General features: G+C 37.5%; 14 protein-coding genes, 1 pseudogene and 1 riboswitch. Of the genes and pseudogenes, 10 read left to right on the top strand and 5 right to left on the bottom strand.

Annotation, left to right across the window (positions count from 1 at the left end; all coding sequences use genetic code 11):
* Positions 1-205 precede the first annotated feature (205 nt).
* Positions 206-532, top strand: coding sequence for a MazG-like protein (locus tag AC1MGI_RS15170; protein WP_480345966.1), 327 nt, complete (start codon positions 206-208; stop codon positions 530-532).
* 345 nt (positions 533-877) lie between these two features.
* Here AC1MGI_RS15170 and AC1MGI_RS15165 read toward each other — a convergent pair whose 3' ends face one another.
* On the bottom strand, positions 878-1,171 hold the full coding sequence (locus AC1MGI_RS15165) for a hypothetical protein (RefSeq protein WP_480345965.1): 294 nt from the start codon (positions 1,169-1,171) through the stop codon (positions 878-880).
* Positions 1,172-1,190: 19 nt separating this feature from the next.
* Here AC1MGI_RS15165 and AC1MGI_RS15160 point away from each other — a divergent pair.
* Positions 1,191-1,325: pseudogene (locus tag AC1MGI_RS15160) on the top strand (LLM class flavin-dependent oxidoreductase); the annotation flags it as partial.
* 941 nt (positions 1,326-2,266) lie between these two features.
* Here AC1MGI_RS15160 and AC1MGI_RS15155 read toward each other — a convergent pair.
* Together AC1MGI_RS15155 and AC1MGI_RS15150 are read right to left on the bottom strand one after the other, a co-directional pair.
* A complete protein-coding gene (locus AC1MGI_RS15155; protein WP_480345964.1) occupies positions 2,267-2,986 on the bottom strand; it encodes a class I SAM-dependent methyltransferase in 720 nt (239 codons plus the stop codon).
* Positions 2,987-3,295: 309 nt separating this feature from the next.
* A complete protein-coding gene (locus AC1MGI_RS15150; RefSeq protein WP_480345963.1) occupies positions 3,296-4,171 on the bottom strand; it encodes a LysR family transcriptional regulator in 876 nt (291 codons plus the stop codon).
* Positions 4,172-4,289: 118 nt separating this feature from the next.
* On the opposite strand from AC1MGI_RS15150, the gene AC1MGI_RS15145 reads away from it, so the two are divergent.
* The 6 genes from AC1MGI_RS15145 to AC1MGI_RS15120 all read left to right on the top strand — a co-directional run bounded on the left by AC1MGI_RS15145 (position 4,290) and on the right by AC1MGI_RS15120 (position 11,478).
* Positions 4,290-5,006 (top strand): YczE/YyaS/YitT family protein, encoded by a 717-nt coding sequence (locus AC1MGI_RS15145; protein WP_480345962.1) that lies wholly within the window; start codon positions 4,290-4,292, stop codon positions 5,004-5,006.
* 567 nt (positions 5,007-5,573) lie between these two features.
* A complete protein-coding gene (locus AC1MGI_RS15140) occupies positions 5,574-5,816 on the top strand; it encodes a heterocycloanthracin/sonorensin family bacteriocin (protein WP_480345961.1) in 243 nt (80 codons plus the stop codon).
* Positions 5,698-6,051, top strand: coding sequence for a hypothetical protein (locus AC1MGI_RS15135; protein WP_480349903.1), 354 nt, complete (start codon positions 5,698-5,700; stop codon positions 6,049-6,051). The genes AC1MGI_RS15140 and AC1MGI_RS15135 overlap by 119 nt, the downstream gene beginning before the upstream one ends.
* Positions 5,990-7,930, top strand: coding sequence for a putative thiazole-containing bacteriocin maturation protein (locus AC1MGI_RS15130; protein ID WP_480345960.1), 1,941 nt, complete (start codon positions 5,990-5,992; stop codon positions 7,928-7,930). Before AC1MGI_RS15135 ends, AC1MGI_RS15130 begins: the two co-directional genes overlap by 62 nt.
* Positions 7,930-9,870, top strand: coding sequence for a TOMM precursor leader peptide-binding protein (locus tag AC1MGI_RS15125; protein WP_480345959.1), 1,941 nt, complete (start codon positions 7,930-7,932; stop codon positions 9,868-9,870). The genes AC1MGI_RS15130 and AC1MGI_RS15125 overlap by 1 nt, the downstream gene beginning before the upstream one ends.
* Positions 9,871-9,894: 24 nt before the next feature.
* Positions 9,895-11,478: a SagB family peptide dehydrogenase gene (locus AC1MGI_RS15120; RefSeq protein ID WP_480345958.1), complete on the top strand. Its 1,584-nt coding sequence runs from the start codon at positions 9,895-9,897 to the stop codon at positions 11,476-11,478.
* A 572-nt stretch (positions 11,479-12,050) separates the two neighbouring features.
* On the opposite strand, the gene AC1MGI_RS15115 is transcribed toward AC1MGI_RS15120, so the two are convergent.
* Together AC1MGI_RS15115 and AC1MGI_RS15110 are read right to left on the bottom strand one after the other, a co-directional pair.
* A complete protein-coding gene (locus tag AC1MGI_RS15115; protein ID WP_480345957.1) occupies positions 12,051-12,914 on the bottom strand; it encodes an IS3 family transposase in 864 nt (287 codons plus the stop codon).
* A gap of 234 nt (positions 12,915-13,148) precedes the next feature.
* Positions 13,149-13,409 carry a transposase gene (locus AC1MGI_RS15110; RefSeq protein ID WP_480345956.1) on the bottom strand — a complete coding sequence of 87 codons (261 nt, stop codon included), beginning with the start codon at positions 13,407-13,409 and terminating at the stop codon, positions 13,149-13,151.
* 694 nt (positions 13,410-14,103) lie between these two features.
* A riboswitch (TPP riboswitch) is annotated at positions 14,104-14,214 on the top strand.
* Positions 14,215-14,378: 164 nt separating this feature from the next.
* Between AC1MGI_RS15110 and AC1MGI_RS15105 the strand changes: the two genes are divergently transcribed.
* Entirely contained in the window at positions 14,379-14,978 is a 600-nt protein-coding gene (locus tag AC1MGI_RS15105; protein ID WP_480349802.1) for a thiamine phosphate synthase, read from the top strand.
* Entirely contained in the window at positions 14,962-16,080 is a 1,119-nt protein-coding gene (gene thiO / locus AC1MGI_RS15100) for a glycine oxidase ThiO (protein WP_480345955.1), read from the top strand. The genes AC1MGI_RS15105 and thiO overlap by 17 nt, the downstream gene beginning before the upstream one ends.
* The last annotated feature ends 3 nt before the right edge of the window (positions 16,081-16,083 follow it).

The following is a 16,083-nucleotide window of genomic DNA, read 5'->3' as shown; positions in this document are numbered from 1 at the left end:
GTATGCACACAAATATTTATACATATTTATAAAGCTGTACTTATTGCACTAACGAGGCAGAATAGTTGAGGAGATTATTGTTGTGTTTTCTTTTAGATTAAGGTTACAATACGAATGAGAACGTATGTTTTTTTAGAGATAAAAGAAGCTCTTACCAATTTGCTAACAGTTGAACAATAAATGGCTATAAAAGAAAGGAATCAAAATGAAAAATACGAATTTTAGTGCATTCGTTGAACGTTCTATACAATTAAGAAAAGTCTACCATCGTTTAGAACGACAGTATCATGAAAAAGAATGGACAGTTGAAGAAGATGCGTTAGCTTTCCTGACAGATGCTGGTTTGATCGGTCGTCTAACAATGTCTCAACAAGGTCGTTGGCCAACAGATGGGGAAACTGCATCTGAACTTGAACATAAGATTGGTGAATGCATGTGGTGGTTGATTATTTTGGCTGAACGTATGAATATTGATAGCAGTGAAGCATTGGAAAAATTCTTAACCAAAACCGAAAAAAAATTAGGGGATTGAGATAATAAATCTGTTGGAAGAGAGGCAATCAAGGACTATTCCGTCTCCTTTTAAAAAAACGCAAACCCATATCCATACAAAGATTATCAATTACACTATACACAGAAATAGGCGTTTCTTCCAGAAGGAGAAACGTTTTTTCTTGTTGAACTAATGGGTGCGATTCTTCAATAACGAAGATCGCTTTTTTTATTCAAGTAACGGGCAGGTTAGTTGAATAAAGGAATTTCAATTATCAGCAGAGAGTGAATGACAATTATTTGTTACACTCTTCATAGGGGTTAACGAGTTAGGATGGTGATATCAATTGAGTATTCCAGTTTGGGGAATGACTTTACAAGTGTTCTATGCGGTCTGAAGCATTTCTTTAGACTTGATTACAGATACCCAGTATTCAATAGGGAAAATGAAATTTTGCAACTGGGATAGTGTTTCATTTTTTGAGAGCGCAATCACTAATAAGTATATTGATTTATGGTTTAAACCATTCACAAACAAGTCCAATAGCGTTGCTTTCATATTCATGATATCATCATAATCATTTGTAACAGACAACATTAAATCCAGATGCGGCAGGAATCTTTCAAGCGGTTTAGTAATTTGCTGGAGCTCATCCATCGTAGTACAAGCATTAGCCACGCCATTGACACCGCTTACTTATCCACATGCTAATTCTGGTATGCAGGCATTACGTAAAGGTGGTTATCCCAAACAACAATTTGCACAGTCTACAAATTATCGTGTTACTTTAATGATTGGTAGTCCGCAACAAATTATCGAAAAAATACTCTACCACATCTAAAAAATTGGCTAAGAATTGCGTCTTTGCACGCACGAAAAGGTATAATATTTTACACCGTTCCGTTTAGTATCGAGCACATATCTTTCTATTTAATTATTATTCCAAAAAATAAAAATGAACCTTTTGAGTTTCATTGGAGGCCTAAAAAAGACACAATACTATTAGATAATCTAGCTCAAACGGATGAAGTGTCCTTTCAGCAAAGAGTAGATGGAACAAGCTTGTTCTAATCATGTTAATTTAATCCAATTTAAAAATTAAGCCGATGATTCCTTAGCGTAAGAAAAATCGGCTTTATTCATGTTGTAATTTGTAATTTGCTTAGCGTACGTTTTTTGCGTTTTATTGGCCCTTTATTTTTCTCTGGTTTAAGGAATTCCTCCTGCAGGCATCATTTGCAATCGCACGAAGACCGCCCCTCTTTTCAAGGTGATCATGTAAAAAGGAAGAATTTAAGGTCCGGTTAGAGAAAAATTAATGCAACGCTAGTGAATTCATATATATTTTTAATTGCTGTTCAAATTATGTTGCGATTTAGTAAATTTTTTTGTGTTTTCTCCACATTATCTGAACACTTAGAAGTTAGCCATTATCGTACTCTTTTTTATACTATATTTGAAGCTTTCAAAAAGAAGCATGATTTAAGAATAATTCTACCTTTCTTAAAAGGTCAATACGAGAATAGTTTAGTTGATAAAAAACAAATTAACGCTTCTAAAAGATAGCCTATTTAGAAATGAGTAGCCCAACTTATTTATTATACCTTGATTTGAATTCTGACGGAATAGAACAATAAAATATAGAAGAACTTGAACATCCTGGATGCGATATTATATATGTTAATCAGCAGCAATTCCGGTTTTATGAAGGTTATAAAGTGATATTAAAATGAATAAAAGATTTAGCAGTTTCTGTTTAAATCTCTAAAAAAACTATTTAGTACATGAAAATATTCTATAGCCCAAAACATCCTCATACTTTACTATTATATTAAAATGTTCATACATTACCGCGTAAAGTTCAGGTTCAATATACTCTGAGTACTGGAATTCTGGATTTGTATTGTATTGGAGCATAGATTGTTTTTGCATACGAATGTTTATATTTTTAAAATCAGTCTGTTCAAGTAAAGTGATCCAATCCTTTTCCATAAGGACGGAATCTAATCCATAAAATTGTTTAACTTCTTCCTCAATAGTTGGGGAAAGCCGTTTATTAGTGGTAAGTTCATTTGCAATAAAACGACCACCGCTTTTTAATAATCGAAATATTTCTTTAAGAGCTGTTGGCTTATTTACAAAAGAGAGAACAGATTCGGAAATAATAAAATCAAACTTCCCATCCTTTACTGGAAATTTCTCTATTGAGCCTTGAACAATTTCCACCGGTAATTGGTATTTCCTCATTCTGTTTTTTGCTTTTTCCACCATTATAGGGTTAATATCCATCCCCGTTACTTTTGCTCCGTATTGTTCAGCTAGATAGGCAGCTGTTTGGCCAGTACCACACCCTACATCTAAAATACGAGAAGTTTTGTTAATTTCTTCAGTCTTAAGTATTTCCTTGGTTAGACCAATGCCACCAGGGTGTGCCCCTCCAACACCAAATTTGGACAAAAAATCTAAATATATTGACCTACCAATTAGAATCACCTTCTTCAATTCTTATTTTTATAAAATATGAAAATACAAATAAGATGTTCATCCGAGAATGGCATAAAGATATTTAAACCCCTCAAAGGTATACAAAAAGGAGTGAAAGTATGTCTGGTAAGCTTGTGGTTGTGGTGGATTTTAGTGAAAATAGGACCTCGTTTTTGAAATGATTATTTTATTTCATATTTCTTATATGCACATATTAAAGAACGTAAAAAACACGGTCTTAAAGGCGCACGTAGAACTCCTCAGTTATCAAAACGTTTATATTACTTATATATCAACGTTTTCAAACCCTTTCTTAATCTAATTAACAATTTCCCAAAACTGAGATGCTGCTTTTGAAATTCGTTCGTCTTTTATTTTTACGATGACGGGCTCTACACTAAAATCAAATTTTTTCAGTTCAAAAAGCGTAGTACGTTCTAATAAAGGCGATGTATAATCCATTCTTGGAATAACGGATAAGCCTAATTCTCTAGTGACAAGTGCTACAATCATCGTTATATCTTTACACTCGATAATGATATTTGGCTTCACGTGATGTTCCTCAAACGCTTTGAGGATGTCTTTATTGAAGGGGTGTCCTTCCATCGCTCCTAGCATAATGAATGGGAACTGGGCGATCTGTTCAAACGTCGCGTGCTGTGATGGAAAAGAGGAAGACCAGCTAGTCGGGATAATGACGACACATGGTTGTTTTTTTAAGATCTTCATATTATATTGTTCACTATTGTTCGTACGTAAAAGCAATGCAACATCAATTTCTCTTTGTTCGAGTCGTTTTAATAATTCATCCGAGTTGCCGTTGATAATATTGATTTTGACATTTGGGAATTGCGCTCTATACATACTGACATAGTCAATTAGCATATTCGAACATGCAGACGATACACCAATGCGCACCGTTCCCGCGGTACCTTGTTCAATTTCTTGAATTTGCTGCTTCACATCTTGCATTTTCATTAACAGTTGCGCGGCATATTGATACAACAGTTCACCCGTTTCTGTCAGCTCCCATTTTTGACGATAACGATGAATTAAAGTCGTACCAAGCTCCAACTCAAGCTTTTTCAACAATTGACTAAGCGGTGGTTGTGCGATATGAAGCACTTCTGCCGCTTTTGAAATGCTGCCCTGTTTTACAATTTCTTTGAAGTAATATAATTGTCTAATATCCATTTCACATCTCCATTATATGTTTTTTCATATGATTAGTTTATCATATATATATTTTTCATATCTTGAATTCGATGTTATTATAAAATAGTAAAATCATTAAAAGAAAGCGAAGGATAGTATGAATCATATAAATACAACAATGAAACGACTCATCTTGTACGTGCTCGGCTTATTTTTTTTGTCACTTGGCGTTAGCTTTTCGATTCAAGCAGGACTTGGCGTATCGCCCGTGTCTTCACTAGCGTATGCATTTTCATTAGCGGCAGGCTTATCAATCGGTATTACAACGGTGCTTGCAAATGTTTTATTTATTATTGTTCAAGTGATTTTAAATAAACACATCGACTTAAGAAAATTTGTGCTTCAATTAATTATCGCATCTTTATTTGGATTCTTTATGAATGCTACACTATTCATTGTACAACTTCTCCCAACACCTGAAACAATCATTGTTCGGTGTGTATATGTAATTATTAGTTTATTCGTTGTATCAGTTGGTTTACTCGGTTATTTTACAGCAAAACTTCCATTAATGCCTTACGATGCATTAACGTATGTAGTTAGCGAACGATTTAAGCTAAAATTTAGTAAAGCGAAAATTACAAGTGATTTAATTAATGTTTGTGTGTCTGGGGTAGTTTGTTTAATTTTCATTGAATCATTTGGCTCAATCGGAATTGGAACACTAGTTTCCGCATATTTCATCGGAAAAATCTTAGGATGGATGATGAAGCATTGCCAACGGCCTCTTCAACAGTGGGTATACCAAAATGAAAAATTAAAGCCCTTTAAAAGAGCCTTGCTACATAAAGGTGAGAGCACTGAAGAAGTCTAAATGTTACTTTCGAAACACAAAATATAGATAAGCTAACAACGACGATACGCTACATCTAGTAGTATATCGTCGTTGTTGTATTTGATATTGAATTTTTTCAGCGGCTTCTATGTAAACGTTAAATATGAAATAAGATAAAACAACGTTTATAAAAGAACGTAAAAAAATACAGACTTATAGGTGTACGTCGTGCTCCTTAGTTCTTAACACGTTAATATCTACCTTTCAAGGCTCTCAACCATTCTGGCTGGGAGTTTGTTTATTGCCTGAAAAATACTATGACCACATCTGACTACATAGTACAACTCAATGTACCTTTGAGATTTTGTGTAGATTGCTCATTTATCGTATCTGTTACAAATATAAATTAAAGGACGCAACCTACTAAGTTACTTTCAACGAGAAATAGGCGCTTAATTCAGTAACAACAACCTAAAAAAATCATAATTTGTTGAAGAGAGCACACGTAGTATCTGATGGTTTCATCTATAAAAAACACAAATTATCTTCATTCAGCTTTCTTTTCAGGTACTTATCCTGATTATTAAATATAAAGGAGAGAATAAAATGTATAATTTTCATAATGATCTACAAATGTTGGAAATGGGTAATTATCAAGTTGGTGAGGTAATGCCTGTAGATTATCGCCAAGATCCGTTCCAGTTTAGCGATATGCGCCGTTGTGGCGGTTGTGGCGGTTGCGGTCGTTGTGGCGGTTGTGGCGGGTTTCGTTGCGGCGGTTGTGGCGGTTTCGGTTTTCGTTGTGGCGGTTGTTTTGGTCTCGGCTGTTTTGGTGGGTTCTTTATTTAGCTGTTGGGAGATTGGTGGTAGTTCTTCAAAAAAATTTGGGTTATTTTATGAAGGGGAAGTGCCTCTGCAAGCCGCAGGAGCACTTCTTTTTTTTGTTAATCATAATGGACAAATAAAAGAACATAAAATGGTAGTGCATAATCAGGAGCGATTAGAGATTAAGGAGGAGCTGAATGAAGAAACTGAACTCATACTCACGTCCCAAGGTAAAAAGGGATACATTTTATCTACCTGATCCACAAGGTGGTGTGTATTTTCGGAATAACGAAAGCTCATTCCGTATGGAAGGCGGTACAATCTATCAGTGGATTGAAAAGCTGGTACCGATGTTCAACGGGGAGCATACATTGGGAGAATTAACAGAGGGATTAACAGCCCCGTATCAGAGCAGGGTATATGAGATTGTAGAAACATTGTACAAGAATGGCTTTGTTCGTGATACAAGTCAAGATAGTCCACATCGATTAAAAGCAAAAGTTCTCGAAAAGTATGCTTCGCAAATTGAATTTATCGAGAATTTTGTAGATTCAGGTGCATATCGTTTTCAAGAATACCGTCAGTCTAAAGTACTAGCTGTCGGATCTGGACCATTTATGGTTTCATTGGTCTCTGCATTAATTGAATCGGGACTGCCCAAATTCCATTTCATGGTGACGGATTCAGTATCAACAAATTTGTTGAGGATTAATGAGTTGGTACACAATGCCAACAAGGCTGATTCAGAGGTGGAGGTAGAACAGGTACCATTTGAAAAAAGGGAGGGCAGAGGCTTTTTGCAAGAAGCTGTTCAGCCATATGATTGGATTCTATATGTCTCTCAGGATGGAAATGTAAAAGAACTTAGGAATCTAAACATGGTTTGCAAAGAACAGAGAAAGGTATTTCTACCCGCTACCTGTTTAGACCGAGTGGGGCTTGCGGGTCCTTTGGTGCATCCGGAATCAGATGGATGCTGGGAGTCCGCATGGCGCCGCATCCATCAATCTACATTGCAAGAAGATCGAAAGAATCAAGCCTACTCTTCAACAGCGGGGGCGATTTTGGCGAATATCATTGTATTCGAATTTTTCAAGAAGGCTACAGGAATTACAGAGCAGAGTAATCAAATTTACCTGCTTGATCTTGAAACGCTGAAAGGAAACTGGATTTCATTCATCACACATCCATTGGTTAAGAATAAACGTGTTTCGCCTAGATTGGTTGAAGATCTTGATATACTGCTCAAGAAAGAACGGGGTAAAAAGGAAACGTCTGGAAACATCTTGGAATATTTCAGTCGATTAACTTCGGAAGAAACAGGGATTTTCCATACCTGGGAGGAACGAAAATTGAAACAGCTTCCTCTTTCGCAGTGCTATGTTCAGGCAGTAAATCCAGTGTCGGAGGGACCGGCAGACCTTCTGACAGAGGTTGTCTGTTCGGGTTTTACACATGAGGAGGTAAAAAGGGAAGCCGGACTGACTGGTATTGAAATGTATGTTTCACAAATGATCAAGGGATTGGGCGATCAGAAAGATAAAGATGATGTGAACATAGCAGAAGGATTTATCGGCATTGGTGCAGGAGAAACAATTGAAGATGCTGTTTGTCGTGGCCTGCAAGCCTATTTAGAGGAGGAATTGAAAAACAGAAGGATCAATCAGCGGAATACGATTTTTCACGTACAACTGGAAAAGATAAAAGATCCTCGCTGCAGGTTTTATTTAAATGCCCTGACTACCTTAAATGGCGCACCAACAATCGGTTTGGAAAATGAAATGCTAGGCTTCCCTGTGATATGGGTAAGGTCTAAGAGCCGTCGATACACTAGCGCTGGTTTAAATACAACGTTGGCCTTACGGAGTGCATTGCAACAAGCGCTTATGGATACTCAAAACGAGGTGAATTCAACAGGTAGGGAAGCGGAGTCAGCTGTTTTTCCAAAAGAAAAGGAAGGTAAACTCGAAATCCCTTCTTGTGAAGAAATAACACAATTGGAACTATTACAATCCTCTGTTCAAATCCTGAACGGAAACAGCAAAAGGCTCTTTGTCTATGATCTTGTATTTGAACCTTTTTTAAAAAAGGAACTGGCAGGGGTGTTTGGTGTGCAGGTACGAGAGGAGGAATCCTAATGACTGCCCATATTCTAATTGACGGACATGGTTTATTGGCGGATTTTGTCTATGATCAATTGTCCGGCAACTATCCCGTAACGCGTCAAAGCATATTAGAAGAGGTTCCCAAAGAAATAGAATTAGCTCTGGTGCTGCACGATGCATGGCATCCATCGGTTCATCAAAAAGCGGAAGAAAGGTTAAGGGATACAGGTATCTCGTGGCTTCGAGGTTTTGTTTCATTTGGCGAAGGAATCATTGGCCCATTCGTACATCCTGATACGATGGGATGTTCTCGCTGTGCTGACATACGGCGCATTTTGGCTAGTCCTGACCGCCAAGAAATGTGGGATTTTCAAATGAGTTTGGCATCAGGAGAAGGTATACTGCGAGATGCATGGGCATCACGAACGGGACTATCGCATATGGCAACTTTGATATGTAAAGAAGTACAACAGTTTCTTCAAGGAGAACCCAACACCTTAGAAGAAAGAGTGTTCATTATTAACCTGAAGACGTTAAAGAACTCAAGTCACCTTTTTTTGCCTGATCCATTGTGCCCGTTGTGCAGTTCAATACCTGATGACACACCGGAACTAGCTCAAATTAAGTTAGAATCTAGTCCTAAATTGAATGGTGATGGTTATCGCTGCCGTTCAATGGATGAATTGAAAACAGTGCTTGTCAAAGATTATCTTGATTATCGTACTGGGATCATGAATGGAAAAATCCAAGATTTCACGCTGCCCTTTGCTGATGTTTTAGTGAACATGCCACTGTTTGGAGCGGATGAGGGAGTAGCAGGAAGGTCTAATTCTTATGAAATGAGTGAGTTAACTGCTATTTTAGAAGGTTTGGAGCGATATTGCGGAATTGAGCCTCGAGGCAAAAGAAAGGTGGTTCGGGATAGTTATCATCATTTAGAAAATCAAGCACTAAATCCTGCAACAGTAGGTTTACATGAAAAGGATCAATATGAAAAGCCTCATTTTCCGTTTAAACCGTTTAATCCTGATGACCCAATGAATTGGGTTTGGGGCTATTCGTTCTTACAAGAACGTCCTATTCTGGTTCCTGAATTACTCGCCTATTACAGTTTGGGCTATGGAGAGGGCTTTGTTTATGAAACCTCCAATGGATGTGCATTAGGGGGGAGTTTAGAGGAAGCCATTTTCCATGCTATTATGGAGGTCGTCGAGCGAGATTCTTTCTTATTAACCTGGTATGCCCGGCTCCCGCTTCCGCGTCTTGATCTGAGTTCTGCTAACGATAAAGAATTACAGCTGATGGTCGACCGTATACGTGAGGTAGCGGGATATGACCTTCATTTTTACAATTCTACGATGGAACATGAGATTCCAAGCGTTTGGGCAGTGGCAAAAAATAAAAAATCCAAAGGTGTAAACCTTATTTGTGCCGCTGGCGCTAACCCTGATCCAGTGCGGGCTGTAAAAAGTGCGATTTATGAGCTGGCAGGAATGATGTTTAGGGATGATGAAAAATTGGAGGAAAACCGGCAGAAATATGAAAGGATGCTACAAGATCCATTCGCAGTACGTACCATGGAGGACCATGGCATGATGTATGGTCTGCGAGAAGCAGAGGAACGACTGAATTTTTTATTAGATGAACATCGTCCATTGCGTACGTTTGCTGAAGAATTCAAACAGTCGCCGGCAAATACTGATTTGAAAGATGATCTTCAGGATATTCTTAATAGATTCCGTCGATTAAACCTCGAAGTCATTGTGGTTGACCAAACAACACCTATAACCAAACGAAACGGATTATTCTGTGTAAAGGTATTGATTCCTGGAATGTTACCGATGACATTTGGGCATCACCTTACCCGTGTGAAAGGGCTGGAGAGGGTACTCAGGGTACCGATGCAACTAGGATTTAGGAAGATGCCGTTATCGTTTGAACAGTTAAATCCATATCCCCATCCGTTCCCATAATTGAGGCGTAGGAGGACAAAAGATTTGGAGCTAGAAACATTTATACACCATTTACATTTTGACACGGATAAAATCAGTCCACCCGATTGGCAGGTGGACTGGGAAGACGCACCACTTCCCTATAAACTGTACCAAGGCTTACCAGAGTTTCCTCTTACTGCAGATGTACCGTTAGCACTCCAGAAAAGAGAAGCTGATCTAAAACCCAGTCTGGTGGAGCTTGGTCATTTCTTATGGTATGTATACGGTCTTACTCAATACTCTCAACTCGCTTTAAACGAGGGAAGCAAGGAAAAAGCTGTGAGCTTTGCCCAGTCAGTACGGAGATTTGTTCCCTCTGGAGGGGCGTTATATCCCAATGAATTATATGTGTATATAAAGCTGGATGACGCTCCAACAGGAATTTACCATTACGATGTGGCACATCACCGCCTCGTCTTGGTGCGAGAAGGAAATTACGATGTCTACTTATCAAAAAGTCTTGGAAATAACTCTCATATTTCTGACTGTTTTTGCACTGTTTTTGTCTCGACAATTTTTTGGAAAAATTTCTATAAATACAATAATTTTTCCTACAGGCTGCAAGGGTTAGATGCAGGTGTGTTAATTGGGCAATCGTTAGCAGTAGCCAATCAGATAGGTTTCTCTCCAGAGGTCTGCTACCAATTTCTTGATCGGGCTATTAATCATTTGCTTGGGTTATCTGAACAGGATGAAAGTGTATATGCGGTTATCCCATTATCTATTAATCCATCTATCCATGGTGTTGACAACAATCATAATAGTGAAGAAATTGTTTCTGCTACAGAATTGTGCCGGGAAGTGCCATTGTTGAAGCATGTTTCTTATAACCGTTCAAAGAGGATTGTTGATTATCCTAGTTTGAGAAAACTTAACGAAGCATCCATGTTTGAAACAACGCAGTCATTTGTAAAGATAAAGAAAAAGAATAATGTGAAACCTTCCTTAGGTATGGAGTCGATTTTTCTTCCAGATACGGAATACTTTTCGTACGATCTCGCAACGGTTTGCAGGAAGCGATATTCTCCTGATAGCGATTTTATGATGGGAAAAGTGAGTCAAACACAACTAGCCACTTTGTTAAAAGAGACATGTTCCTTCACGTATCCGAATGACCTTGACGACACACATGGGAATGATGAAGCTCGTGTTTCTTTGTATGGCAGTTTATATAATGTGGAGGGAGTTCCAAGTGGTGTCTACTCTTATGACAAAAACGCTCATGCACTTCGGGGAATAACCCAGGGAGATTACCGGCAGTTTTTACAATTAGGATTAACAATGCCCAATGTGAATCTGTATCAAGTTCCGCTCTGTATGCATGTCGTTGGAGACAAGAATCACCTCAAAGAGAAATTAGGATATAGAGGATATCGCATTCAACAGATGGAAGCGGGCATTCTCGTACAACGACTGCTCTTGGTGTCGTGTGCCTTAGGGATGGGGGGGCATCCACTGCTAGGATTCGATGCGAACCAATGTGATGAGCTTTATGAAATCGAATCGAAAGGAAAAACCAGCTTGATTCAAATCCCTGTGGGTCCATACCGTCCCCGTACCTGGTTAAAAGGGATTTTGCTTAGCTAAGAGAGACAAGAGTACGCTCTATTTTGCTCTCAACCATTTTGGTTGGGGGTCTTTTTGTTGTTTAGAGCACAATGTCAAATACAACGGGGCAGAACTAGATCATGTTACTTTGATTCGCTTTTCTTTATTGATTCCATAGTTTAATATTTAGAAAAGGAATGAATCCTAGAGTCGTTGTTTAATGGCTGTGTGGATTCATTTAAATTTTAAATAAGGTTTAAAAAATGTTAAACGAATCAATCGCTTTCTTTTTCTGTTCAAATTCTACATGGGTATAGACTTCTGTTGACGTAATACTTTCATGACCTAGTATTTGTTAAAGCTATAGTCAGTTTTGAATTAAAATACAATTTTGAATATCCAATTACTGCTTTTTTAGTAGTAACTATCGAAAATGAAGAAATAGTAAGATTTGACCTGAATAAATTTAAAAACTAACTTTCATTTTAAATTTATGGATCTACGTCAAGATTTTGGACACAAAAAAGTTAAGTTTTTTGATCTGTACAACAACCAATCATAGATTTTGCACATGAAAAATGTGAAAGGGGAATACTTTTGAATCCCCTTATTTATGCAGTTGCTCGACATATTTTTTCGAATGAATCTGGTGTTACATAACCGATGCTGCCATGAATTCGTTTGCGATTATACCAACCTTCTATGTATGTAAAGAGGGCGATTCTCGCAGTCTCAAAGCTATCATAATGCGTTTGATATACTTCTTCTTTTTTTAGTGTTGCGTGAAATGATTCAATACAAGCATTGTCGTAAGGGCATCCCTTTCGACTAAATGACGGTATCATTTTGTATTTCTTTAGGCGTTCTTGGAACGCTTCACTTGTATATTGGGTACCTAAATCCGTGTGTACAATGAGTCCTGGCCCAGGGCTTTGATCTTGTACGGCATTCTCTAAAGCTTCCAGTACAATTTCTGTTGTCATTTTACGAGAGAATTTATGACCTACCACTTTTTTCGTATGTAAATCTAGTACAGATGCTAGATAGCACCAACCATGACGAATTGTATGAATGTACGTAATATCGGCCACCCATTTTTCATTAATATTCGTTGTTGTAAAATCTTGTTCCAGTACGTTTTCTCGTTCTTCTACTGGTTTCTGTGTCGGTGTAGGACGGTATTTTTTTGTAGTGTTTGATTGAATGCCTGCTCTTTTCATGATGCGTTGAATTCGATTAATCGTGCCCGTGTAGTCTTCTTGCTTGAGTGTCTCAAAGATCTTGGGTGCACCATATCGCCCCTTACTTTCATGGTGAATGACACGAATTCGTTCAAGTAGCTGTTCATTGGCGACATGATAGCTATTCGGTTGCTTATGACAAGATTGATAATACGTACTTTTAGGCATCTTTAAAACACGACACATCAGCTGTACTGGATGATGTTCGCTTTCACTTGTAATATAGTCGATCAATTCTTCGCTATCTATTTTCTCGCGAATATGGTCATAGCCTTTTTTAGGATTTCAAGCTCCTGTTTTAATCGGAGATTTTCCTTTTGGATGGCATCTACTTCTGTCACAGTTAATTCTTGTGTACCTTCAATTGGCGAGTGTTGCTTAATCCATTTATATTTAAAACACGACACATCAGCTGTACTGGATGATGTTCGCTTTCACTTGTAATATAGTCGATCAATTCTTCGCTATCTATTTTCTCGCGAATATGGTCATAGCCTTTTTTAGGATTTCAAGCTCCTGTTTTAATCGGAGATTTTCCTTTTGGATGGCATCTACTTCTGTCACAGTTAATTCTTGTGTACCTTCAATTGGCGAGTGTTGCTTAATCCATTTATAAATTGTCACTTCAGAAATACCATATTCGCTAGATAGTTGACTGACTGGTGTACCTGAGCGATAAAGCTCAACTACTGTTTGTTTAAATTCTTGATTATAGCGTTTGTGACTCATAGTTCGGACACGTCCTCTCGTTAGTTCAATATTAATAACTTAACCAAGTTGTGTCCATACATCTATACTACATTCATTATTTGTTGAACTAACTAGTGCTTAATTTGATTAAGGTTCAAGCAATGATCTTCTACTAAGTTACCTACACCTCATAGAAACTAATAGGTTATTCCATTATAGGGAGCAATTCCAGTATAAAAATTGCGCTCTTTTTTTATGTGTAGGACTAGATTCTTGATTAAGAATACCGTTTGTTACTAACTTTTTATATCTGAACCTTTGTTTTACGGTATAAAGACCATTTTACTAATGGGGAAGTAAGGGCAGTGGTAATAACCGCAATAAGGAACAAAATACTATAATCAGTATTAGAAATTAATTTACTACTTAAACCTATGTTGGCAAATATTAAGATCATTAATCCCCGTTTATTCATTAAAGCCCCTATAGCACTGGATTCTCCCTAACTATAACCTATTATTTTTGCATAAATCATACATGCAAAATATTTGCTTATAAATGACATCCCAATATTTTCTATATATCAATTTAAAGTTGATTTATCAACGATAGATTATAATCTGAGAAAATAGTATTTAAAACTGGATTAAAATAGAATGGAATTCACTTGAAACATTCTAATTATTGTATTAGAATTACAACTAGAATCAGAATAATCAAATAAATAAAATTATTAAATTGCTAGGGGATCCCTTGATAAGGGCTGAGAATAAAGTAGTTACTTTTTAAACCCTCAAAACCTGAACAGGTTAGAACCTGCGTAGGAAAGTAGCGAATGTTTGTACTTGTTTGCATGTGAACAAATTTCAAACCAAACCACTTTTCTATTTAGGAGAGTGGTTTTTTTATGGACAAAAAATGCTGAATAGGATTGATACTATATGATTTTAGAAGAAGGTGTTCTAACTGCTTTTTAATTGGATTTAAGGAGAGATAAAGGTGAAGCTAATGGCTGTAACAGATGATATGCAATCAGTTCGTGATCTGGCATCTAAGATCATTAGGATAAAGGATAAGATCGATATTGTCCAAATACGGGAAAAAACAAAAACAGCTCAAGAAATCATTACCTTGCTCCAGTATATGGAGGATGGTGGTGTTGAAAAAGATAAAATCATCCTAAATGACCGTTTGGATATTGCTTTGTTAATGGGTATCCCAAGTGTTCATTTACCAGAAAAAGGTCTTCCTGTAAAAATGGTTAAACAAAATTTTCCTCATATAAGGGTTGGACGCTCTGTTCATTCTTATGAGGGAGCAAAGAAAGCGGAAAGAGATGGCGCGGACTATGTTTTATATGGTCATTGTTTTGAGACCAACAGTAAAAAAGGAAAGACTCCAAATGGCATTCAGCCTATTCTCGAAATGAAAGAGGAGCTAAGGATCCCTGTTTATGCTATTGGTGGTATTACATTGAATAAAATAGATACTTTGCAACAAGTGAAAGTAGATGGCATAGCGGTGATGTCAGGGATTTTTTCCGCAGAAAAAACATTCTCTTCAACAAAACAGTATTATGAGGCGATAAATCATGAATCAAAAATTTGAAGTAGCCATAATTGGCGGCGGAATAATTGGTTGTTCAATTGCTTATTATTTAGCAAAGGAAAAGATGAATGTGGCATTGTTTGAAGGCAATCAAATAGGTTCGAAATCGACAAGTGCTGCGGGTGGTATGCTTGGAGCTCACTCTGAATGTGACGGAGATTTTGAAGTATTTTTCCCTTTTGCAAGAAGCAGTCAGCATGCCTATTCCCAACTTAAAGAAGAATTAAATCATTTGAGCGGTTTCGATATAGGGTACAGAAAAGGAGGGATTTTAAAGCTTGCTTACAATGAATCTGATAGAAATGGGCTTCGGTCCATCTTATCTCAACCGACTGTAAAATGGCTCGATAAAGAGGCTGTACAGGAGAGGGAACCTGATGTTTCTTCCAATCTATTAGGAGCAGCCTACATGGAAGACGATGTCAATGTTATGCCAATTGCTGTTTGTCAGGCATTTGCCAAAAGTGCCCAAATACTTGGGGCTTCTCTATTCGAATTTTCCCCTGTACTAGATATTCAAAAGAAAGATAATAGCTTCTTGATTCAAACAGCAACAAGTCATGTGGAGGCTAAGCATGTTGTGGTTGCCAGCGGGGTTTGGAGTACAACATTTTTTAAACAGCTTGGGTTAGACCATCAATTGACTCCTGTAAAAGGGGAATGTCTTTCTGTAATAGATGAAAAAGCGACTTTAAAATATACAATCTTTCATGATCACTATTATATTGTGCCGAGAAATAACGGAAGACTTGTGATTGGAGCTACCATGATTGAAAATGATTGGAATGAAAAAGTTAGTCTCAGTGGGATTGACACTTTAATTGCGAAGGCAAAAACGATGCTTCCGACTGTTGCAGATATGAAAATGGATTCTTTTTGGGCTGGATTACGTCCGCAAACATTTGATCAAAAACCATTCATCGGGCACCATCCTGAAGAAGAAGGGATTTTATTTGCTACAGGGCATTATCGAAATGGAATCCTACTTGCTCCTGCAACGGGGCAAATGATTCGTGATTTGATACTTAAAAGACAAATAAAAAACGAATGGGTGGAGGCCTTTAAAATCGACCGCCGCCAGCCATTGCTGTTAAGGAGGTGAAAA

This window comes from Peribacillus sp. BM1 (genome assembly GCF_056679975.1).
The sequence above is the reverse complement of the archived record's forward strand: the minus strand, read 5'-3'. Positions and strand labels throughout refer to the sequence as shown.